General features: G+C 61.6%; 18 protein-coding genes, 1 tRNA gene and 1 pseudogene. 5 read left to right on the top strand and 15 right to left on the bottom strand.

Going from position 1 to position 19,810, the window contains the following annotated elements:
• Position 1: 1 nt before the first annotated feature.
• Positions 2–74: transfer RNA gene (locus AC1RMX_RS17295), tRNA-Glu, on the bottom strand.
• A 387-nt stretch (positions 75–461) separates the two neighbouring features.
• Between AC1RMX_RS17295 and AC1RMX_RS17290 the strand changes: the two genes are divergently transcribed.
• Complete coding sequence (locus AC1RMX_RS17290) at positions 462–1,220, top strand: hypothetical protein (RefSeq protein ID WP_065261849.1); 759 nt, start codon at positions 462–464, stop codon at positions 1,218–1,220.
• A gap of 682 nt (positions 1,221–1,902) precedes the next feature.
• Here AC1RMX_RS17290 and AC1RMX_RS17285 read toward each other — a convergent pair.
• The 4 genes and pseudogenes from AC1RMX_RS17285 to AC1RMX_RS17270 form a co-directional block, all read right to left on the bottom strand.
• Positions 1,903–2,607 (bottom strand): methyl-accepting chemotaxis protein, encoded by a 705-nt coding sequence (locus AC1RMX_RS17285; RefSeq protein WP_493072596.1) that lies wholly within the window; start codon positions 2,605–2,607, stop codon positions 1,903–1,905.
• A 204-nt stretch (positions 2,608–2,811) separates the two neighbouring features.
• Positions 2,812–3,708 (bottom strand): annotated as a pseudogene (locus AC1RMX_RS17280) (HAMP domain-containing protein); the annotation flags it as partial.
• A gap of 264 nt (positions 3,709–3,972) precedes the next feature.
• Positions 3,973–5,373, bottom strand: coding sequence for an aminotransferase-like domain-containing protein (locus AC1RMX_RS17275; protein WP_096817975.1), 1,401 nt, complete (start codon positions 5,371–5,373; stop codon positions 3,973–3,975).
• 193 nt (positions 5,374–5,566) lie between these two features.
• Positions 5,567–6,328, bottom strand: a complete 762-nt coding sequence (locus AC1RMX_RS17270) for an SDR family oxidoreductase (protein WP_260520574.1) — start codon at positions 6,326–6,328, stop codon at positions 5,567–5,569.
• A 225-nt stretch (positions 6,329–6,553) separates the two neighbouring features.
• On the opposite strand from AC1RMX_RS17270, the gene AC1RMX_RS17265 reads away from it, so the two are divergent.
• The gene (locus AC1RMX_RS17265; protein ID WP_493072591.1) at positions 6,554–7,558 is read left to right on the top strand and encodes an NADP-dependent oxidoreductase; all 1,005 of its coding nucleotides are present in this window, start codon (positions 6,554–6,556) and stop codon (positions 7,556–7,558) included.
• A 52-nt stretch (positions 7,559–7,610) separates the two neighbouring features.
• Here the strand turns inward: AC1RMX_RS17265 and pyrF are convergent, their stop codons facing one another.
• Complete coding sequence (gene pyrF, locus AC1RMX_RS17260; protein WP_493072590.1) at positions 7,611–8,309, bottom strand: orotidine-5'-phosphate decarboxylase; 699 nt, start codon at positions 8,307–8,309, stop codon at positions 7,611–7,613.
• Positions 8,310–8,604: 295 nt separating this feature from the next.
• Here pyrF and AC1RMX_RS17255 point away from each other — a divergent pair, with 295 nt between their 5' ends.
• From AC1RMX_RS17255 to xopAW, 3 genes are all read left to right on the top strand, one after another.
• Positions 8,605–9,354, top strand: a complete 750-nt coding sequence (locus AC1RMX_RS17255; protein ID WP_085710962.1) for a response regulator — start codon at positions 8,605–8,607, stop codon at positions 9,352–9,354.
• Positions 9,354–10,403: a sensor histidine kinase gene (locus AC1RMX_RS17250; protein ID WP_096817981.1), complete on the top strand. Its 1,050-nt coding sequence runs from the start codon at positions 9,354–9,356 to the stop codon at positions 10,401–10,403. Before AC1RMX_RS17255 ends, AC1RMX_RS17250 begins: the two co-directional genes overlap by 1 nt.
• A gap of 110 nt (positions 10,404–10,513) precedes the next feature.
• Positions 10,514–11,371: a XopAW family type III secretion system calcium-binding effector gene (gene xopAW, locus AC1RMX_RS17245; protein ID WP_493072589.1), complete on the top strand. Its 858-nt coding sequence runs from the start codon at positions 10,514–10,516 to the stop codon at positions 11,369–11,371.
• Positions 11,372–11,722: 351 nt separating this feature from the next.
• Here the strand turns inward: xopAW and AC1RMX_RS17240 are convergent, their stop codons facing one another.
• The 9 genes from AC1RMX_RS17240 to AC1RMX_RS17200 form a co-directional block, all read right to left on the bottom strand.
• Entirely contained in the window at positions 11,723–12,775 is a 1,053-nt protein-coding gene (locus tag AC1RMX_RS17240) for an AI-2E family transporter (RefSeq protein WP_096817984.1), read from the bottom strand.
• 69 nt (positions 12,776–12,844) lie between these two features.
• The gene (locus AC1RMX_RS17235; protein WP_096817986.1) at positions 12,845–13,651 is read right to left on the bottom strand and encodes a DUF4892 domain-containing protein; all 807 of its coding nucleotides are present in this window, start codon (positions 13,649–13,651) and stop codon (positions 12,845–12,847) included.
• 127 nt (positions 13,652–13,778) lie between these two features.
• Positions 13,779–14,633, bottom strand: coding sequence for an alpha/beta hydrolase (locus tag AC1RMX_RS17230; protein WP_096817988.1), 855 nt, complete (start codon positions 14,631–14,633; stop codon positions 13,779–13,781).
• A complete protein-coding gene (locus tag AC1RMX_RS17225) occupies positions 14,630–15,436 on the bottom strand; it encodes an alpha/beta fold hydrolase (RefSeq protein ID WP_096817990.1) in 807 nt (268 codons plus the stop codon). Before AC1RMX_RS17225 ends, AC1RMX_RS17230 begins: the two co-directional genes overlap by 4 nt.
• A 116-nt stretch (positions 15,437–15,552) precedes the next feature.
• Complete coding sequence (locus AC1RMX_RS17220) at positions 15,553–15,996, bottom strand: hotdog fold thioesterase (RefSeq protein ID WP_007957810.1); 444 nt, start codon at positions 15,994–15,996, stop codon at positions 15,553–15,555.
• Positions 15,997–16,027: 31 nt separating this feature from the next.
• Positions 16,028–17,683, bottom strand: a complete 1,656-nt coding sequence (locus AC1RMX_RS17215) for an AMP-binding protein (RefSeq protein WP_096817992.1) — start codon at positions 17,681–17,683, stop codon at positions 16,028–16,030.
• An 82-nt stretch (positions 17,684–17,765) separates the two neighbouring features.
• Positions 17,766–18,218 (bottom strand): phosphohistidine phosphatase SixA, encoded by a 453-nt coding sequence (sixA, locus tag AC1RMX_RS17210; protein ID WP_085710970.1) that lies wholly within the window; start codon positions 18,216–18,218, stop codon positions 17,766–17,768.
• Positions 18,215–18,562, bottom strand: coding sequence for a DUF4389 domain-containing protein (locus tag AC1RMX_RS17205; RefSeq protein WP_096817994.1), 348 nt, complete (start codon positions 18,560–18,562; stop codon positions 18,215–18,217). Before AC1RMX_RS17205 ends, sixA begins: the two co-directional genes overlap by 4 nt.
• Before the next feature lie 32 nt (positions 18,563–18,594).
• Positions 18,595–19,620 carry an NAD(P)H-dependent glycerol-3-phosphate dehydrogenase gene (locus AC1RMX_RS17200; protein ID WP_096817996.1) on the bottom strand — a complete coding sequence of 342 codons (1,026 nt, stop codon included), beginning with the start codon at positions 19,618–19,620 and terminating at the stop codon, positions 18,595–18,597.
• Positions 19,621–19,810 lie beyond the last annotated feature (190 nt).

Here is a 19,810-nt window from a genome sequence, read left to right as displayed (position 1 = left end):
GCGTCCCCTAGGGGACTCGAACCCCTGTTACCGCCGTGAAAGGGCGGTGTCCTAGGCCACTAGACGAAGGGGACACACTACAACATTCACTCCCTGCTTCGTATCGCTGTGTGCTTTACGCTGCAAGTGGCGCGCATTCTATGGATGGATTGGAAGGTCGTCAACCCCCTGATATAAATTTATTTAAATCAATGACTTCGCCCTGCTTTACGAGCCGATTCGGACTTTTCCGTCGCCCGACGATTGACGCCTATATTCCGCCACTCGCCAAGGCGCTATAGTCCACGGCAAAGGTGATGGCAATCTGCACCCCAAGGGCCAGCATTTATATAAGCAGCCCTGCGGCCGATACAGATTGAGCTTAGTCGATCCAACCCGTCGAGCGGCGCTAGGCTCCTATATGCCAAGCCACTACACTCGCACGCGAACCCTATAAAGAGGTCTTACCGGTGACACCACTCATGATCACCCTGCTAGTCATAGCCGGGATTGCAATCTTGATCGCCATTGGCTACATGAACCATGTGGTGGAAAACACCAAACTGGAGAAGGCCCGCACCAAGGTCGAACTCAACGACCGCCTGCGCCGTTGTGGCGAACTGACCGAAACCTTCCCCGGCCAGTTCATGACCCCGGCCCTCAAGCTGTTGATGACCCGCCTGGAACTGAACGTCTGCCAGCGCCTGCTGAACCTGGAAAAGACCAGCGCCACCACCAAGGCCCGCATCACCGAACTGAGCGCCCTCGTCGCCCAGGGCGAATCGATCCCGGTCAACAACCCGCCGGCCCCGATCCAGACCGAAGCCAAGGCCAAGGACGTCCGCTTCCTTCTTGAAGCCCTCCACGGCCAGATCACCCGCGCCGCCCAGGACGGTTTCCTGCCACCAAACGAAGCCAAGCACTGGATTCGCGAAGTACGCCATATCCTGGTGCTGCTGCACATCGAGTTCTTCAACAACCTCGGCCAGCACGCCCTGCAACAAAACCAGCCAGGCCAGGCCCGCCTCGCGTTCGAACGCGGCGTGCAATACCTGCGCAAACAGCAGGACCCGCAGATCTACGCCGAACAACTCCAATACCTGGAAAAACTCCTGGCCCGCGCCAACGCCCAGGTCATGGACAAGATTGCCCCGGTCGAAGGCGAAGAAAACCAACTGACTGCAGGCCTCAAGGATGTCGAGGCTGATGCGGACTGGAAGAAGAAAGTGATTTACGACTGAGTGCAGTCAGAGAGAAGCCACCGAGAGGTGGCTTTTTTATTGGGCGCGGCAAAGATCAAAATCCAAAGCGCCCTCACCCTAACCCTCTCCCGGAGGGAGAGGGGACTGACCGAGGTGATTGGGAGAGATACGCCGACGTGAAATACCGAGTCGAACTCGGGTTTTGAAACGCATGCAACTCGACTCCTGCTGCTACACCTTCTGCTTCTTCTGCTGCTGCTTCTTCTGCTTCTTCTGCTTCTTCTGCTTCTTCTGCTTCTTCTGCTTCTTCTGCTTTTACTCTTGCTTCTGCTTTGGCTTTGGCTTTTGCTTCCCACCACTCAACACGATGAGCGTTAGCTCGAGTACCGCTTTTGACGTGCCGGCCCCTTCGGCAGGCTGAGTGGAGGGATTTATCCGGGGGTGGGCGCGTAGCGCCGTTCGACGAAGTCGAACACATCGAGAGGAGGTGCAGCGAAGCAAACCGTAGGCGATGCCCCCGGATCAATCCCGGAACGAAGGAACACCGAGCCTCAGCGAGGGGCCGAACGCCGGGGCCCAGCCTTTTGGTTCCTTTTTGGCGTTTGAAAAAGGGACTCGCCGTAAGGGCGAAACCGCCAGCGGCAGCACCCAAAGAAACGGATATTCACACCAAACAACCAGCAACCTGGTCGGCCCAAAGGCCGCCAAGGTCAAATCCAAATCAAAGCCGAAAGTGCCCCACCATCCCCTTGAGCTCACTCCCCAACTGCGCCAGCTCAACACTCGAAGCCGCATTCCCGCGCATCGCAATCGAAGACTGATCCGCACTCGCCCGAATACTGGTCACACTGCGATTGATCTCCTCGGCCACCGAACTCTGCTCCTCGGCCGCCGCCGCAATCTGCTGATTCATCTGCTGAATCAACGAAACCGCCGCCGCAATACTCCCCAGCGCACTTTCCGTCTGCAACGCATCACTCACCGCCAGCTTCACCAGCTCGCCACTGCTCTGAATCTGCTGCACCGACGAATGCGCCGCCGAGCGCAAGGCACTGACCAGCCGCTCGATCTCCTCGGTCGACTGCTGGGTGCGTCGAGCCAGCGCCCGAACCTCGTCTGCAACCACCGCAAACCCCCTACCCTGCTCGCCCGCCCGCGCCGCTTCGATCGCGGCGTTGAGCGCCAGCAAGTTGGTCTGTTCGGCAACACTCTTGATCACTCCGAGCACCGTGCCGATGTTCTGGATTTCTGCGCTCAGGCTTTCGATGCTCGAACTGGCCGACGTCGCCGAATCCGCCAGTTGCTCGATCCGCGCCATGCTCTGGCGCACCACCTGCTGGCCACTCTCGACCTTGTCGTCGGCAGTCTGCGCGGCGAGCGCCGCTTCTTCGGCATTGCGCGCCACGTCGTGAACGGTGGCGGTCATCTGATTCATGGCCGTAGCGACCTGCTCGGTTTCCTCTTTCTGGCTGCTGACCTCAAGGTTGGTCTGCTCGGTCACCGCCGACAGCGATTGCGCGGAACTGGCCAACTGTTCAATACCCGCCTGCAACCCGCTGACGATGGTGCTGAGGCCCGCGCCCATCTGCTGCATGGACTGCATCAACTGGCCGATTTCGTCACGACGGGTCACCTCTACCGTTGCACTCAAGTCACCGGCGGCGATCCGCTGCGCGACATGCATCACACTGCGCAACGGGGCGACGATCAACCGGGTGATCACCCACGCCGCAATCAGACCGACCAGCAGCGCCAGCGCCGACGAGCCGATAATCAGCACCGAGTTCTTCTTCAACTCACCCTGCATCGCGACGTCCTGGGCGACATAGGCCTGATCGACCCGTTCCACTACCTGGGCAGCACGCTGATGCAGTTGCTCATAGACGGTTTTTTCCTGAGCCAGAAGCCCGGTGTACTCGGCGAGCTTGTCATTGAAACCAGCGATGTGGCCTGAGACCTCATTGAGGACCGTCAGATAACCTTCGTCCTTGACCGTGGATTTCAGTTGTTCGGCTTGCGCCTGGGCCTGCGCGGCCTGTTCGATGTTGCCCTTGGCGCTGTCGTCGCCCTTGCGACTCTGATCCAGCCGCACCCGCGCTTCGTTCATGGCCTGCAACATCAGGCGCGAGACCTGGCTGACCTGACTGGCCTGCTCGATGAACTGGGCCCCATCCTTGCCCTCGCTGTCTTTCAGCGTATAGGCGCCATCATCGGCAAGCCCGGCCTGCAGGACGTCGAGGTTGTTGGCGACGCTGGACACCGACCAACTGGCCATTTCCAGCGCCAGGTCCTTGGCCTGGGTCAACGAAACGAACTCATCGAACGCCTTGCGGTAAGCGCCCAGCGACTGCTGGACGTCGTTCATGACCGACTCATTGCCCGGCGACAGAGCCTTGAGCTGATCGGCCATGGCGATCAGACCATCCACGCCCTCGTGCACGGCATCGGCGGTTTTCGGATTGCCGTGCAAGGCGTAGTCCTGTTCCAGCAGACGCACCTTGAGCAGGCCGCTGTTGAGCGAGGACATCTGCTTGAGCCCGTCGAAGCGCTGACTGATGGTTTGCAGGGACCAGACGCCGATGGCCGCCACCAGCGCGGTCAAGAGCAAAACCAGCACAAACCCGATACCCAGTTTTTTCGCCATACCGAGGTTGGCAAAACGTCCTTGCACGGCCGAAATCATTGCGCGTAGTCCCCTGCCAAAGTCTGTTGCCGAAGAGTCGCAACGGCCATGAACCAGCACAAGACTCTGGCGTCGGAATAATGGCAAAAAGCTAGGTGTGCGTCGTTTTCAGAACACTTGAGGTCGATCCACGGCTGTACTGCGAAAGAACTGCCGCGCCCTCGGATCACAAGCGTAGGCCACATTGATCCTCTGCCAGTCACTGGCTTCGCCACTGGGGCTGAATGATGTCGCGCAGGACAGTTGCACACCATGACGCAAGGCCTGCCTGCGCAGGTGCTCGTCATTCGCCAGCGGCGAACGGGCCCAGATGAACAGCCCGCCAGTGGGTTTGCCGAACACTTCCCAATCGGCATCCTCCAGCGCCTGCAAGGCTGCTGCCCGATCGGTATTGAGCCGCTGACGCTGGCGCTGCACCAGTTTTCGATAGGCGCCACTGGCCAGCAGCGCCGCCAGAACCGCCTCGCTGAACCTTGAAGTGCCCATGCAACTGATCATTTTGACCCGCGCCAGTTGCTCGATCACCTCAACACTGGCCATTACGAAACCTGCCCGTAACGAGCTGCTCAGCGTCTTGGAAAAACTGCCGACGTAAATCACCCGCCCGTCTTCATCCAGTGCCGCCAGACGCGTGCCGCTGCCATTGTGCAGATCGGCGTAGACGTCGTCTTCGATCAACCGCAGGTCGTAGGTTTTGCTCAATTGCAGAATACCCCGCGCCACGGCCGGCGCCAGACAGCTCCCCGTGGGGTTGTGGTGATGACTGTTGATGAACAGCGCCGCCGGCCGGAACTGCTGCAACAACGCCTCAAGCGCCTCAAGGTCCGGCCCGCCAGGCGTACGGCGAACCTCCAGCATGCGCACACCGTGCAGCCGCAGGAGGTCGAACAGCGGCGCATAACCCGGTGTTTCCACCACCACACAGTCACCGGCCCGGAACAGGGTACGCACGATCAGATCCAGCCCGTGGCTGGCGCCGGCAGTGGTCAGCACCCGTTCGTCGTCAGCCTTGATATCGAGCAACCCGAGTCGTTTGACGATTTGCTCGCGCAGCGCGGGGAGCCCGAGGGGCGTGTTGTAGTTGAACAGGCTGGTCATGTCGGTGCGAGCCACCTGACGGATCGCGTAGCTGAGATCATCGGGCTCTCGCCAGCTCTGCGGCAAAACGCCGTCGCCCAGTTTCAGCCCTCTTTGCCATTCCGGATCCGTATCACAGCCGTGACGCTCACCCTCGAACGCAGGACTGTCGAAGGCCTTGCAACACTTCGGCAATGTGGCCGCGACCATGAACCCCGAGCCTTGCCGCGAGGCCAGGACACCCTGCGCCACCAGACGCTCGCAAGCTTCCATGACGCTCGACTGGCTGAGCAGGTTCAACCGCGCGATTTGTCGCACGGAAGGCAGGCGCGTGGCTGGCGGCACCTCTCCCTGCACGACCCATTCGATCAATCCATCAACAATCTGCTGCACAACCGGCACCATTGCCTGTCGGTCAATTCTCAATTCCATGAGTACCCAAACTCCTGTCCGTTTTGCCCGCGGCAGTAAATCACAGCCGCGCCGGTCAGGCTGTGCGACAACGCCGTCAAAAGCCACCGTTCTAACTATTTGATACACATTGTTTATCAACGACATGTAACTGACGGCAGACGAAAAAAAACCCGCCGGCGGGCGGGTCTTTTCCTGCATCAATGGACGCGTTTCAGAACGCGGTCACGCCACCGTCCACGGCCAGCGAATGGCCGGTGGTGAACGCTGCACCATCGCTGCACAGGTACAGCACGGCGCTGGCAATTTCCTCGACCTTGCCGATGCGACCCACCGGGTGCATGGCGTTGGCGAATTCGCCTTTTTTCGGGTCGGCCTCATAGGCGCGACGGAACATGTCGGTGTCGATCACCGCCGGGCAAACGGCATTGACGCGGATTTTCTTCTTGGCGTATTCGATGGCGGCCGACTTGGTCAGGCCGATCACTGCGTGCTTGGAGGCGGCGTAGATGCTCATCTTCGGCGCGGCGCCCAGGCCGGCCACCGATGCGGTATTGACGATCGCCCCGCCACCCTGGGCCAGCAGCAACGGCAACTGGTACTTCATGCACAGCCAGACGCCTTTGACGTTGACGCCCATGATTGCGTCGAATTCATCCATCGAACCTTCGGCCAGTTTGCCTTTCTCGATTTCGATCCCGGCGTTGTTGAAGGCATAGTCGAGTCGCCCGTAGGTCTTGATCACCTCGTCCATCAGATTTTTCACATCACTTTCGACGGTAACGTTGCACCGCACGAAAGTCGCTTCACCGCCGGCGGTACGAATCAGCGCCACCGTCCCCTCGCCCCCGGCGGCATCCAGGTCGGCCACCACCACTTTCAGACCTTCAGCGGCGAACGCCTGGGCGGTCGCGCGGCCGATACCGTTGGCGGCGCCCGTGACGACGGCGACCTGACCGGAAAACGTCATGCTCATTGTTATGTCCTCGAATGCGGGGATTGATGAGGGCAGCATAGCCACAGCCACCCCGACAGCGGCAGCACTATCAGAAGGCCGTTTAACCGCCCATGAATCGCAGTGATAAAACGGTGACAGCCACTATCACCCTGTTTGATCGACCTGCATTCGCCTCGTCAGCCAACCTTGCGGCATCACCAAGGAGGGTCTATCAACAAGGCTTCATCCCGTTGAGTGCCTGTCATGACTAACCAGACCAATCGTCAGTTCCTGCTCGCCAAACGCCCGGTGGGCGCCGCCACCCGCGAGACCTTCACGTATCAGCAAGTACCGGTGGGTGAACCGACGGCGGGACAGATCCTGGTCAAGAACGAATACCTGTCCCTCGACCCGGCCATGCGCGGCTGGATGAACGAGGGCAAGTCCTACATCCCGCCGGTGGGTCTGGGTGAAGTCATGCGCGCGCTGGGTGTAGGCAAAGTCATCGCGTCGAACAACCCTGGGTTTGCGGTCGGCGACTACGTCAACGGTGCCATTGGCGTGCAGGATTATTTCCTTGGCGAGCCAAGAGGTTTCTACAAGGTCGATCCGAAACTGGCACCGCTGCCGGTTTATCTATCCGCATTGGGCATGACCGGCATGACCGCCTACTTCGCCCTGCTCGATGTCGGCGCACCGAAGGCCGGCGACACCGTGGTGTTGTCCGGGGCCGCGGGTGCGGTCGGCAGCATTGCCGGGCAGATCGCCAAGATCAAAGGTTGCCGGGTGGTCGGCATCGCTGGCGGCGCCGACAAATGCAAGTTCCTGATCGACGAACTGGGCTTTGACGGTGCCATCGACTACAAGAGCGAAGACGTGTTGGCCGGCCTTAAGCGCGAATGCCCGAAAGGCGTGGACGTGTATTTCGACAACGTCGGCGGCGACATCCTCGACGCCGTGCTGAGCCGTCTGAACGTCAAGGCGCGCGTAGTGATCTGCGGCGCCATCAGCCAGTACAACAACAAGGAAGCGGTCAAAGGCCCGGCCAACTACCTGTCGCTGCTGGTCAACCGCGCGCGGATGGAAGGCTTCGTGGTGATGGATTACGCCGCGCAGTACGCCAGTGCCGCCCAGGAAATGGCCGGCTGGATGGCCAAGGGTCAGCTCAAGAGCAAGGAAGACATCGTCGAAGGCCTGGAAACATTCCCGGAGACCCTGGGCAAACTGTTCAGCGGCGAGAACTTCGGCAAGCTGGTGTTGAAGGTCTGAAAACAATGAAGGGAGCCATCGGGCTCCCTTCATTGCATCTTCAGCTGTTCGATCAGGCCAGTTCGGCGACCACCAAGGCCAGTGCCTTGGCCGGATCCGCCGCCTGGCTGATCGGACGGCCGATCACCAGATAGTCGGAACCGGCATCCAGCGCCTGACGCGGGGTCAGGATGCGACGCTGGTCGTCCTGGGCGCTGCCGGCCGGACGAATCCCCGGCGTCACCAGTTGCAGCGACGGGTGCGCGGTTTTCAGCGCCGTGGCTTCCAGCGCCGAGCACACCAGACCGTCCATCCCGGCCTTCTCGGCCAGTGCAGCCAGGCGCAGCACCTGCTCCTGCGGTTCGATGTCCAGACCGATACCCGCCAGATCCTCGCGCTCCATGCTGGTCAGCACGGTCACGCCGATCAGCAACGGTTGCGGGCCGCTGCGCTTGTCCAGCTCTTCACGGCAGGCCGCCATCATGCGCAGGCCACCGGAGCAGTGAACGTTGACCATCCACACGCCCATCTCGGCAGCGGCCTTGACCGCCATCGCCGTGGTGTTGGGAATGTCGTGGAATTTCAGGTCGAGGAATACTTCAAAACCCTTGTCACGCAGGGTGCCGACGATTTCCGAGGCACAGCTGGTGAACAGCTCCTTGCCCACTTTGACCCGGCACAGTTTCGGGTCCAACTGGTCGGCCAGCTTCAGTGCGGCGTCACGGGTGGGGAAATCCAGGGCGACGATGATAGGAGTCTGGCAGGCGGACATGGATGGGCTCTCAGGCAAGTCGAAATCGGCGCGCATTGTAGCGGAACCGGCGGCGGCGCGGCACCCGATGATCGGTAAATCGTCGCGCCGGACGTGATCAGCATAGCCTTGCAGGGTATTGTGTCGAAGCCGATACACAACCGACACGCCGACAACATGCGTCCGCGCTAGCCTCGCCAGCCGCAACATGTCCTTACAGCAGCCCTTCCCGCCTCACGGCCGGACGCCTATGCTGAAACCACAACCTCGCAGCCTATCTTTGTGGTTGGCGGCCTACTGGCAGATGAACAGCCTCATGCACAACTCCCAAGTCTCCGTGAATGAAGAGCAGAAAGACGACAAGCGCTGGAGCATCCGGGCCCTGATCGTCGACGATGACGTGCCGATCCGCGAACTGATGATCGACTACCTGGCCCGCTTCAACATTCACGCCAGCGGTGTCACCGATGGCGCGGCCATGCGCCAGGCGATGCAGGCCGAACATTTCGACGTGGTGGTGCTCGACCTGATGCTGCCCGGCGAAGACGGTCTGTCGCTGTGCCGCTGGCTGCGCGCCGAATCGGACATCCCGATCCTGATGCTCACCGCCCGTTGCGAACCCACCGACCGCATCATCGGCCTGGAACTGGGTGCCGATGACTACATGGCCAAACCGTTCGAACCCCGGGAACTGGTGGCGCGGATCCAGACGATTCTTCGCCGGGTGCGCGACGACCGCACCGAACAGCGTGCGAACATTCGCTTCGACAACTGGCGCCTGAACAGCGTCCTGCGCCAGTTGATCGCCGACGATGGCCTGGTGGTGCCGCTATCCAACGCCGAATTCCGCCTGCTCTGGGTGTTCATCGAACGCCCGCGTCGGGTGCTCAGCCGCGAACAGTTGCTGGACGCCGCCCGTGGCCGCTCGATCGAAGCCTTCGACCGCAGCATCGACCTGCTGGTCTCGCGCCTGCGGCAAAAACTCGGCGACGACCCGAAAGCCCCACAGTTGATCAAAACCGTACGCGGTGAGGGTTACCTGTTCGACGCACGGGACATCGGCTGATGCGGGCGCGCTTCGACACGCTGTTCGGCCGCCTGTTTGGCGTGCTGTTCGTGGCGATCGTCCTGGCGCACCTGTTGGCTTTCGCCTGGTTCCATCATTACGGCCCGCCACCACCGCCTCCACCACCGGAGTTTTCCGAAGGGATCGACGGCCAACGGCCACCGCCAGATCCGCGCTTCCCACGGCGCCCCCCACGCCCGTGGTTCGGCGGGCCGCTGGTGCCGCTGACCTTTCAGTTCATCTCATTGATGATCGCTGCGTGGTACGGCGCCAAGCTGCTGAGCCGCCCGATCCAGCGTCTGAGCGACGCTGCCGAACGCCTCAGTGAAAACCTCGACAGCCCGCCGCTGGACGAATCCGGCCCGCGCGAAGCACGCCAGGCGGCGCACACTTTCAACCTGATGCAGCAGCGGATTCGTGAACAGGTACAACAGCGTGCCCGCATGCTTGGCGCCGTCTCCCACGACCTGCGCACACCGCTGTCGCGGCTGAAACTGCGCCTGGAAAAGATCGACGACGACAAACTTCAGGGCCAGATGCGTCAGGACCTCAACGACATGATCGGCATGCTCGACGCCACCCTCACCTACCTGCACGAACAACGCACCAGCGAAGCGCTGCAACTGATGGACGTGCAGGCGCTGGTCGAGTCCCTGTGCGAGAACGCCCAGGACCAGGGCGCCGACGTGCAGGTCAGCGGCCACTGCGCGCCCTTGCAGGTGCAGCCGATGGCCTTGCGGTCCTGCATCAACAACCTGATGGACAACGCCTTGCGTTACGCCGGGCAAGCACACATCGAACTGCAGGATCAGCGCGAGCAACTGCTGATCCGCGTCATCGACCACGGCCCGGGCATCGCTGCGGACAAGCGTGAAGCGGTGTTCGAACCGTTCTTCCGCCTGGAAGGCTCGCGCAACCGCAACTCCGGCGGCGTCGGCCTGGGTATGACCATCGCCCGGGAAGCCGCGCAACGCCAGGGCGGACAACTCAACCTCGAAGAAACCCCCGGCGGCGGCCTTACCGCCGTGATTCGCCTGCCCCGCCACTGAAGCCGACTGTGTACCGCCCGGTACAAAATCCACATACCCACGACACCTCCCGCCTTGAGGCTGCATAAGCCGGTACACAAACCGGTTTTCCAGCCCAAGGAGAGAGCCCGATGATCGGTAGCGTGAGCAACTACACGAGCTACACCAGCACCAGCAGCACCACCACGCAAAACGCCCGCAGCCAGCAACTGCAAAAAGAACTGTTCGCCAAACTCGACAGCAACGGCGACGGCGCGGTGGATCAGGACGAACTGAACAGCGCCCTGTCGCAAAAATCCAATGACGGTTTGCTGGTCAACCTGAGCAAACAATTCGGCGACCTGGACAGCGACAGCAGCGGCAGCCTCAGCGCCGACGAAATGGCCGCCATGGCGCCACCACCGCCACCCGACCACAACCAGGCCCCCAACACCGACCTGGCCGACGCCCTGATCAAAGCCCTGGACACCGACGGTGATGGCGCCATCAGCGGCGACGAACTGAGCAGCGGCCTGACCAGCGCCGGCAGCACCGCCGACAGCAGCAAAATCTTCTCCGCCCTGGACAAGAACAAGGACGGCGTCGTCAGCCAGGACGAACTCACCGCCAGCCTCACCCCACCACCACCGCCGCCACCCCGGGTTTCCAGTGACGAACTGTTCAGCCAGCTTGATGCGGACGGCGACGGCAATGTGACGGCGACCGAACTGAGCAGTGCGTTGCAGGCCAGCGACAGCACCTCGTCGAACAGCAGCGACACCAGCGCGGCGTTGCTCAAGGTGCTGGATAGCGACAGCAGTGGTGGCGTGAGCAGTGATGAGTTGAAGGCGGCGTTACAGGCGGGGCGCCAGCGTCCGAGCGATGAACAGACTGCCAGTACTACTCAAACCACGACTGAAGCGTTGAACCGGATGATTGCCAATCTGAGCAAGCAGTATTCGCTCGATAGTGCGGCGTCGGTGGGCAAGTATTTGAATGTGGCGACGTGAGGTAATCCAAAAACAGGATGAGCGTTAGCTCGACAACGCTTTTGATCTTGATCCACCCGCCCCTTCGGAAGGCTGAGTGGAGGTGTTCATCCGGGGATTGGCACGTAGTGCCGTGCGGCGAAGCCGAACTCATCGACGAAGTCGATGCCCCCGGAGGGACACCGGAGCGAAGGAACCCGAGCCTGCGAGGGCCGAACGCCGGGGCGAGCGTTTTTTGCTTACTTTTTTAGGCGCTTGTAAAAAAGTGAGTCGCCGTAAAGGCGAAACCATAAGCCGCCGTTACCGAAGAAACGGATATTCACCCAAAACAACCCAGAGCCTGGCCGGCCCAAAGGTCGCCAAGGCCCACCGTCAACGCCGATCCTCAACCCGCCCCTGACTCTTGCTCCAATCCGTCAACAAACTATAAGCAACCGCCAAAAGCGTAGGCCCGATAAACAACCCGATAAACCCAAACGCAATCAACCCGCCAAACACCCCGAGCAACACAATCACCAGCGGCAGATTCCCGCCACGGCTGATCAGATACGGCTTGAGCACGTTGTCCACGCCGCTGATGATGAACGTCCCCCAGATCCCGAGAAACACCGCCATCCCGTACTCACCCTTCCAGGCCAACCACGCCGTGGCCGGAATCCACACCAGCGGCGGCCCCATCGGAATCAGACTGAGCAGGAACGTCACGATCCCCAGCACCAGAGCCCCCGGCACCCCGGCAATCAGGAAGCCGATCAGCGCCAGAATGGCCTGCGCCGCCGCCGTACCGATCACCCCGTTCACCACCCGCTGCACGGTGCCGGCCACCAACTCGATGTAGTACCCGGCGCGATCACCGATCAAGCGCTCCAGCAGACTGTGCACGAACGCCGCCAGCCGCGGCCCGTCACGGTAGAAAAAGAACACGAAGACAATGCTCAGGGTCAGCTCGAGAATCCCGCCGCCGATCTGCGCACTGCGCGCCAGCAGCCAGTTGCCGACCTGTCCCAGGTAAGGCTTGATCGACACCATCAGCGCCGCGCCCTGCTGATCGACACTGTTCCAGAACCCGACCAGCCGCTCCCCTACCAGCGGAATCGTGCCGAGCCAGGCCGGCGCTTCCGGCAGACCATCGACCTGCACATCCTTGATGAACACCGTGGCATCGCGCACGTGATCGGCCAGGTTGAACCCCAGCCATACCAGCGGTGCCGCCACCAGCACCATCCAGCCCAGGGTCAGGATACTTGCCGCCAGAGATTCGCGGCCGCCGAGCCAACGGGTCAGCAGGCGCATCAGCGGCCAACTGGCGAACGCCAGCACCGCGCCCCAGAACAGCGCCGACCAGAACGGCGCCATCACCCAGAAACTGGCGCCGAACAACACCAGCAACAGGATCTGCACCAGCAGACGATCATTATTGGGCATGTGAAATCTCGAAAAAGTCAGTCAGGCAAAGAGTAGGCGAACACGCCAAACGTGCCCGCCAGAGACACCTTATCGCAACAGATCGATGCGCAGGCCGGTACCTTCGACATTAGCGGTCTCCATGCGTGCCGCACGCACACCCTGGACGATCAACGCCTGACGCCAGGCCTCGGCCTTGGGCCCGGAGACCGTGACCCGCAACGTGGTGTCGAGGTTCAGGCCACGGGACAGCAGACGCAGCCAGGTGTCGTCGGGATCGCCGGTCAGTTTCGGCAACTTCAGCTCACCGGTGTCTTTCAACTGTCGCAACAGGGTCGCAGACGTCGGCAGCAGATCACCCAATGGCGTGGCGGCTTCAAACTGTTCGACGTGCAGATACGCTTTGCGATTGCCGCGAGTGATGCTGTACAGCGCCACCAGCGTGTTGTCACGAGGCGCCGCCAGCCTCAGCAGCAGATAGGCCTGCTGCTCGTCGGCGCCGTACAGCTTGGCGTTGCCGAACACTTCATTGGCCCACAGGCTGCTTTCGCCACAATCCCGGGCCTGACACCAGAACAACAGCTCGGCGTCCTGTTTTTGCAGGGCCTCACGGGCGACGGTGAACGCTTCATTGGCGGAATGTTCGGGCGGTAACTCGTAGGTGACCGAGGTGGTTTGCCCGCGGGCGCCGACCTGGCCGTCGAAACGCAACTGGCCGCTGATCTTGCGGATCGAGCCCATCGGGTAAATCCGCTCCAGTTCCACGGGAGGGCGATAGTCGACGATCTGCGCATCGGCCAGACGCGGCACGATCGGCAGATCCTGACTGCCCGGCAGGTCGGCAGCGAGCAACACGGGACTGAAACAGCACAGCGCCAGCAGACTGAAAGATCGCATGGACAGGCTCATCGGATCGGCATGGCCGGGGCGCCTTTCTGGCTATTCGGGTTCGCAGCGGTGTAGAAATCCATTGTGGTTGTCTCCCATTTCAACCCGCCCAGCCTCGACAGTTGCCCGGGGCAAGTCAAGGAATGGCGAAGAACCGATTGAAACAGTCTGCGACAAGAACCGCACCCGACTCGTCATTCAGGTGCAGATGGTGCCCGCCTGGCAGCTGTTCCCGGTTAAAGGGTAGACGCTCCAGCAGCTCGGGATGTTTGGCCAGCATGCCGTCGGCCGCCACCACCAATTGCGTAGGACAGGCGATGCGCTGGATGAAGGCCATCGCCTGTTCCTGAGTCAGACGCAATGGCGATGGCAGGGTCAGACGATTGTCGCTTCGCCAGGTGTAACCGCCGGGCACTGGCATCAGGCCTCGTTGCGCCAGCAGTTCGGCGGCTTCACGACTGACCGCCACCAGACCTTTCATGCGTGCTTCGATAGCCCGGTCGAGGGTGTTGTAGACCGGTTTGCGTTTTTCCCGAAGATCGAGCTGCGCCTGCAGGGCCATGCCCATGCGTTCGGCAGCGTTTTCGCCTTTGTCCGTCGGAGGAATCACCCCGTCGATCAACGCCAGGTGGGTGATGCGCTCCGGCAACGAGCCTGCCAGCACCAGCGAAACAATCGCCCCCAGCGAATGCCCGAGCAGGCCGAAGCGCTGCCAGCCCAGTTGTTCGGCGACTTGCAGCACGTCATGGGCGTAATCCCACAACGCATAACCCGCTCCAACCGGACGATGTCCCGAGTGACCGTGGCCGGCCATGTCCAGCGCCACGATGCGCAAGCCTTTCAGTTTCGGCGCCAGACGGGCGAAGCTGTTGGCGTTGTCCAGCCAGCCATGCAGGGCAATCACCGGCAACCCGTCTTCAGGGCCGAAAAGATGCGCCGCCAGTTCGATATGCGGCAGGCTCAGGCGCACCTCTTCGACCGCCGGGCTCATGCGCAATCCTTGTGCTGGCGGTTTTCCCAGCGAGTGAACAGTTTTTTCAGCAGTTGCGCGGTGTCCTGCGGGCGTTCGAGCGGAAACATGTGGCCGCCGGGCACGGTCAACGACTCGCCCTGAGGCAGACGGCCGACGAAGCGGGTGTGATGGTTCATCACCACGCGGCTCTTGTGCCCGCGCACCACTGCCAGCGGCACCTGGAGCTGGCGGGTACGCCCGGGACTGGTGTGCGGCACACCGCGATAAATACTGATCTCGGTGGCCGGATCGAAGCGCAGGCGCAATTTGTCGCCAACCTTGTGCAGACCGTGTTGCAGGTAGGCGTCGAAGCACTCGGGATCGAACCCGCGGAACAGGGTCTTGCCGGCAAAATAGCTGCGGGCACTGTCGAGATCGGCGAACTCTTCGCGTCGTCCCAACGTACGCCCGGCCGGGGTTAGTCTGTCGATAAAGCCAAAGCGCTTGGCAGCGCGGATCACCCAGCGATCGGTGCGGGTCAGCACCGGCGAGTCGAGCATCACCACCCCGCGATACAGTTCAGGGCAACGCAGCGCGGCGTGCAGATGCAGCATTCCGCCGAAGGAATGGCCAACGCCCCACACCGGCTCATCCTGTTGTTGCAGGTGATGAATCAGCTCGTCGACCAGGTGGTACCAGTTGTCACCTGCCGGAAAACGCGGGTCGTGGGCATGCTGCTCCAGATGCGTCACCCGGAACTCGGGCGCCAGCGCCGAGAACAGCTTGCCGTAGGTACCGGAAGGGAAACCGTTAGCGTGGGCGAAGAAGATCGGTTGCGACATACGGGCAAATCCATGGGCGGTAAACGTGGCGTTGATTGTCCGTAAGACCGCGCTTCACAGCAATGACCGTAACTGCCAGGAATGATGACAGTCCGGTCAGGGCTATGACGGATCGGTCAGCGTGCCGGCGGCTGTTCGCCCAGCGGCACCACCGCCATGGTCAGCCGCGACACGCAACTGGCCTTGCCTTCATCGCTGGTCAGGCGGATGTCCCAGACGTGGGTCGTGCGGCCGATGTGAATCGGCTTGGCCACCGCCGTTACCCGTCCACTGCGCAGGCCGCGCAGATGGTTGGCGTTGATCTCCAGGCCCACGCAATAGAACTTGCTGGCATCGATGCACAGGTAACTGGCCATCGAGCCGACGGTTTCGGCCAGCACCACCGACGCACCGCCGTGCAGCAGGCCATAAGGCTGGTGGGTGCGATGGTCGATCACCATGCTGGCGGTCAGGGACTCTTCGTCGAAGGACTCGAAACGGATGTCCAGCACTTCGCCGATGGTGTTTTTCTGGATTGCGTTCAACTGCTCGATGTTGGGAGTGGTGCGCCACAAGGTCATCGCAGGCTTCCTTTGTTGTTTTGATCGTCACTCAATCCTGCCACAGCACCGCCTCGCTGCGCTCGCTCCATTCTTCGAAGCGTGCGCCGTAGGTGTCTTCGATGACGTTGCGCTTGATCTTCAGGGTCGGCGTGAGAAAGCCGTTTTCCACCGCCCAGCTGTCCTTGACCACCACCAGACGCCGCAGGCGCTCGTGCTTGTCGAGGGCACCGTTGACCTCCTCCAGCAACTTTTCCAGGCTCGAATGCATTTGCGGTCGCGCTTCCTCGTGGCCGGCGGCCGAAAGCACACACAGCCCCAGCGGTGCACTCAAACCATCGCCGACCACGCAGACCTGCTCGATCCGCGTATGCACGGCGAGGCGGTTTTCGATCGGGGCCGGGGCGACGTATTTGCCTTTGCTGGTCTTGAAGATTTCCTTGAGCCGCCCGGTCAGGCGCAAACGGCCTTCGGCGTCCTGCTCGCCCTTGTCACCGGTACGCAGGAAACCGTCGGCGGTCAGCGTCTCGGCGGTTTTCTGCGGTTCCTTGAAATAGCCGAGCATGTTGGCCTGGCTGCGCACCTGCACTTCGCCAGTTTCGTCGATCCGCACTTCGACGTCAGGGCAAGGCTGGCCGATCCAACCCTGCTTGTACTGACCCGGCAGGCAGATGTGCGAATAGCCGCAGCTCTCGGTCATGCCGTAGACCTCCAGCACATCCAGCCCGAGTTTCTGATACCAGTCGAGCAAGGCCTGCGGCACCGGCGCGGCACCGGACAAGGCCACACGCAAGGCATCCAGCCCCAGCCCGGCAAGGACTTTGTGCCCGCCCCGCTTGCCGATGAAAGGCAAACCGAGCAGGAAATCCAGGCGTTTGGCGGGGATCTTCGCGTACACGCCCATCTGGAGTTTGGTCCAGATTCTTGGCACACCGAACATCGCCGTGGGCCTCGCGCGTTTCAGATCGGTGAGAAAGGTATCGAGGCTCTCGGCAAAGAACACCGTCTGCCCGGTATAGATCGACGCCAGTTCGACGAACATCCGTTCGGCCACATGACACAGCGGCAGATAGGACAGCAGACGATCGTTTTCATTGAGGCCGAACAACTGCGTGCCACGGGTGGTGGCGAAACCGAGATTGGCGAAACTGTGCATCACACCCTTGGGCAGGCCGGTGGTGCCGGAGGTGTAGATGATGGTCGCCAGTTGATCGGCGGCGGGTCGCGGATCGTCCTGGATCGGTGAGCTGCGTTGCAGGTCGTCCCAGTTGAAATCGAACGTGCCTGGCGGGTGCAGCGGCAGGCTGATGGTCGGCAAACCCACCGGCACACCGGTCGACATCCCCGGCCAGTCATCCAGTTTGCCGATGAACGCCAGCACGCTTTCGGAATGGGTGAGAACCTGATTGACCGAGTCGGCAGTGAGATTGGGATAGAGCGGCACCGAAACGTGTCCGGCCATCCAGATCGCCAGGTCGGCGATGATCCAGTGGGCACAGTTTTTCGAAATCAGCGCGATGTGGCTGCCTTGGGGCAACTCCCGGGAGCGCAGCCAGTGCGCGGCACAGCGGGCCTGATGGCCGACGTCGGCCCAGGTCAGCGTTTCGACCTGCCCACCGCCGATGGGCTGCACCAGGAAGCGTTGGCGCGGGTGCCGGACCTCGCGCTCGTAGAACACGTCCAGCGGCAATCGAAAAGCAGCAGACATGCGACTCGCTCCTTTCTTTTTGGGATGGAGCAAGCGTAGCCAACCAAGCAAGTGCTTGGTTGACTATTTCATACAAAAAATTTCACGGATGCTTGAGGCTGTTCAGCGTCATCGACCCGATCAACAACTCGCTGTGTTCGAGCTCGGCGAGCCCGGCGGTGCTGACCTTTTCCGGCGGATAGCCGGCGCCGTGTTGCAGGTAGCTGAGCAGATGCCCGACCAGCGGATTGTGGCTGACCAGCAGCACATTGCTCACCGACACCAGTTGCTCGGCGACACGATCCGGATCGACCTCTGGCGTCAGCCATTCGACCGTGCGGATCTCCGGCTCGAAACCCAACGCCTCGCGCACCAGTTGCGCGGTCTGCTGCGCCCGCAAGTACGGGCTGGCGTAGATGGCCGTCAGTGGCTGGCCCATCAACCGGGCGGCGCTGCTGAGCACTTCCTTGCGACCGTGAGCGGTCAGTTCCCGCTCCGAATCGGGGCGCGAGCCATAGGGCTCGGCCTCACCGTGACGCAATACCCAGAGTTTCATAGCTTGGGTTCCTCATCCCGGGCCGGATGCGGTGCTGGCGCAACAACGTGTGGCGCTTCACCTTCCGGGGTACGCGGCGCCGGCCAGTCGGCGAACGGCCAGGGCTTCTGGTCGCTGTGGAAACTGCCGAACCGGCCGATCTGGGCCAGGAACTGGCTCAGGCTGTCGCCGAAATTCATCAGACCGGCGCTTGGAGCGCCATAGATCAGTCTATACACAAGCTGCACCAGCACCACCGCGCCGAGGATGAACTGCGCCACCTGCCAGACCACGATGTAAACGATCATCCACAACACCCGCAGCAGGATGGATTCGTACTTGGCTTCGGTTTTCGGATCGTTCATGTCTAGCTCCCTTGCCCTGAAATAAAAAGCAATCAGTTGAAACCACTGGTGGAAATGAAGTCGACGTCGGTCTTCGGCTCGGCGCGCATCAACAGGCCGATCACCTGATCCAGCGTGCGCCCTTCGAACAGGATCGCGTGGAGCCCGGCGACCAGCGGCATGTACACGCCGACCTCCTGGGCCTTGGCCTTGAGCACTTTCAGGGTGTTGACCCCTTCAGCGACTTCACCGAGACGCGACACCGCTTCGTCGAGGCTCAAGCCCTGACCGAGGGCGAAACCGACCTGATAGTTGCGGCTTTTCGGCGACGAGCAGGTGACGATCAGGTCGCCGACCCCGGCCAGACCGAGGAAGGTCATCGGGTTAGCCCCCTGATTCACCGCAAACCGGGTCATCTCGGCCAGGGCGCGAGTGATCAACATGCTCTTGGTGTTCTCGCCCATCTCCAGCGCCACCGCCATGCCGGCGATGATCGCGTAGACGTTTTTCAGTGCGCCGCCCAGTTCCACGCCGAAACGGTCGGCACTGGCGTAGACGCGAAAGGTGCGGCCATGCAGCGCGGCCTGCACTTCTTTGCACAGTTCTTCGTCTTCGCTGGCGACTACCGTGGCGGTCAGCGCGTGTTCAGCGATTTCCCGTGCCAGGTTCGGCCCGGACAGCACGCCGATGCGCGCCTGCGGGGCGATCTCTTCGAGAATCTGGCTCATCAGTTTGAAGGTGTGAGCTTCAATGCCTTTGGTCAGGCTGACCAGCATCTTGCCGCTCAGGCGCTCGGCATGAGCCGCCAATACCGTGCGCAGCGCGCTGGACGGCAACGCCACGAAACACAATTCGCAGGCATCGAGGGTTGCCTGCAGGTCGGTGACCGCCGTCACGCCGGGCAGAATCTTGATGCCTTTGAGGTAACGCGGGTTCTCGCGATTGACCCGGATGGCCTCGGCCTGTTCGGGGTCACGCATCCACTGCCGGACTTGATGGCCGTTCTCGGCCAACAGATTGGCCACGGCGGTACCGAAACTTCCGCCTCCCAGGACCGCAATCGGGCGCTGTTCAGTCATATGTAATCCGTTAATCCATACCAGTGGCGATGCGGGCATTATACGGAGCGGCCCCTTCTCGGACAGCCCCGGCGTCAATTACCGGCACTTGTAGGAAGAAGACCAATAAAACCGAGGAAAATGCCCGCAACGTGACTGGAAAAGTCACTGTCCTCGGTTAACATGCGCGCCAATTCTTTGCTATCAAGGC

It is taken from the genome of Pseudomonas sp. GW822-FHT03F04 (assembly GCF_058801405.1).
This window is presented reverse-complemented; position numbering and strand designations above follow the sequence as displayed.

Coding starts and splice junctions, on each gene's coding strand:
- AC1RMX_RS17290 (WP_065261849.1), top strand. CDS start 462: ATGATCACCCTGCTAGTCATAGCCGGGATTGCAATCTTGATCGCCATT.
- AC1RMX_RS17285 (WP_493072596.1), bottom strand. CDS start 2,607: ATGACCGCCACCGTTCACGACGTGGCGCGCAATGCCGAAGAAGCGGCG.
- AC1RMX_RS17275 (WP_096817975.1), bottom strand. CDS start 5,373: ATGGAATTGAGAATTGACCGACAGGCAATGGTGCCGGTTGTGCAGCAG.
- AC1RMX_RS17270 (WP_260520574.1), bottom strand. CDS start 6,328: ATGAGCATGACGTTTTCCGGTCAGGTCGCCGTCGTCACGGGCGCCGCC.
- AC1RMX_RS17265 (WP_493072591.1), top strand. CDS start 6,554: ATGACTAACCAGACCAATCGTCAGTTCCTGCTCGCCAAACGCCCGGTG.
- pyrF (WP_493072590.1), bottom strand. CDS start 8,309: ATGTCCGCCTGCCAGACTCCTATCATCGTCGCCCTGGATTTCCCCACC.
- AC1RMX_RS17255 (WP_085710962.1), top strand. CDS start 8,605: ATGCACAACTCCCAAGTCTCCGTGAATGAAGAGCAGAAAGACGACAAG.
- AC1RMX_RS17250 (WP_096817981.1), top strand. CDS start 9,354: ATGCGGGCGCGCTTCGACACGCTGTTCGGCCGCCTGTTTGGCGTGCTG.
- xopAW (WP_493072589.1), top strand. CDS start 10,514: ATGATCGGTAGCGTGAGCAACTACACGAGCTACACCAGCACCAGCAGC.
- AC1RMX_RS17240 (WP_096817984.1), bottom strand. CDS start 12,775: ATGCCCAATAATGATCGTCTGCTGGTGCAGATCCTGTTGCTGGTGTTG.
- AC1RMX_RS17235 (WP_096817986.1), bottom strand. CDS start 13,651: ATGCGATCTTTCAGTCTGCTGGCGCTGTGCTGTTTCAGTCCCGTGTTG.
- AC1RMX_RS17230 (WP_096817988.1), bottom strand. CDS start 14,633: ATGAGCCCGGCGGTCGAAGAGGTGCGCCTGAGCCTGCCGCATATCGAA.
- AC1RMX_RS17225 (WP_096817990.1), bottom strand. CDS start 15,436: ATGTCGCAACCGATCTTCTTCGCCCACGCTAACGGTTTCCCTTCCGGT.
- AC1RMX_RS17220 (WP_007957810.1), bottom strand. CDS start 15,996: ATGACCTTGTGGCGCACCACTCCCAACATCGAGCAGTTGAACGCAATC.
- AC1RMX_RS17215 (WP_096817992.1), bottom strand. CDS start 17,683: ATGTCTGCTGCTTTTCGATTGCCGCTGGACGTGTTCTACGAGCGCGAG.
- sixA (WP_085710970.1), bottom strand. CDS start 18,218: ATGAAACTCTGGGTATTGCGTCACGGTGAGGCCGAGCCCTATGGCTCG.
- AC1RMX_RS17205 (WP_096817994.1), bottom strand. CDS start 18,562: ATGAACGATCCGAAAACCGAAGCCAAGTACGAATCCATCCTGCTGCGG.
- AC1RMX_RS17200 (WP_096817996.1), bottom strand. CDS start 19,620: ATGACTGAACAGCGCCCGATTGCGGTCCTGGGAGGCGGAAGTTTCGGT.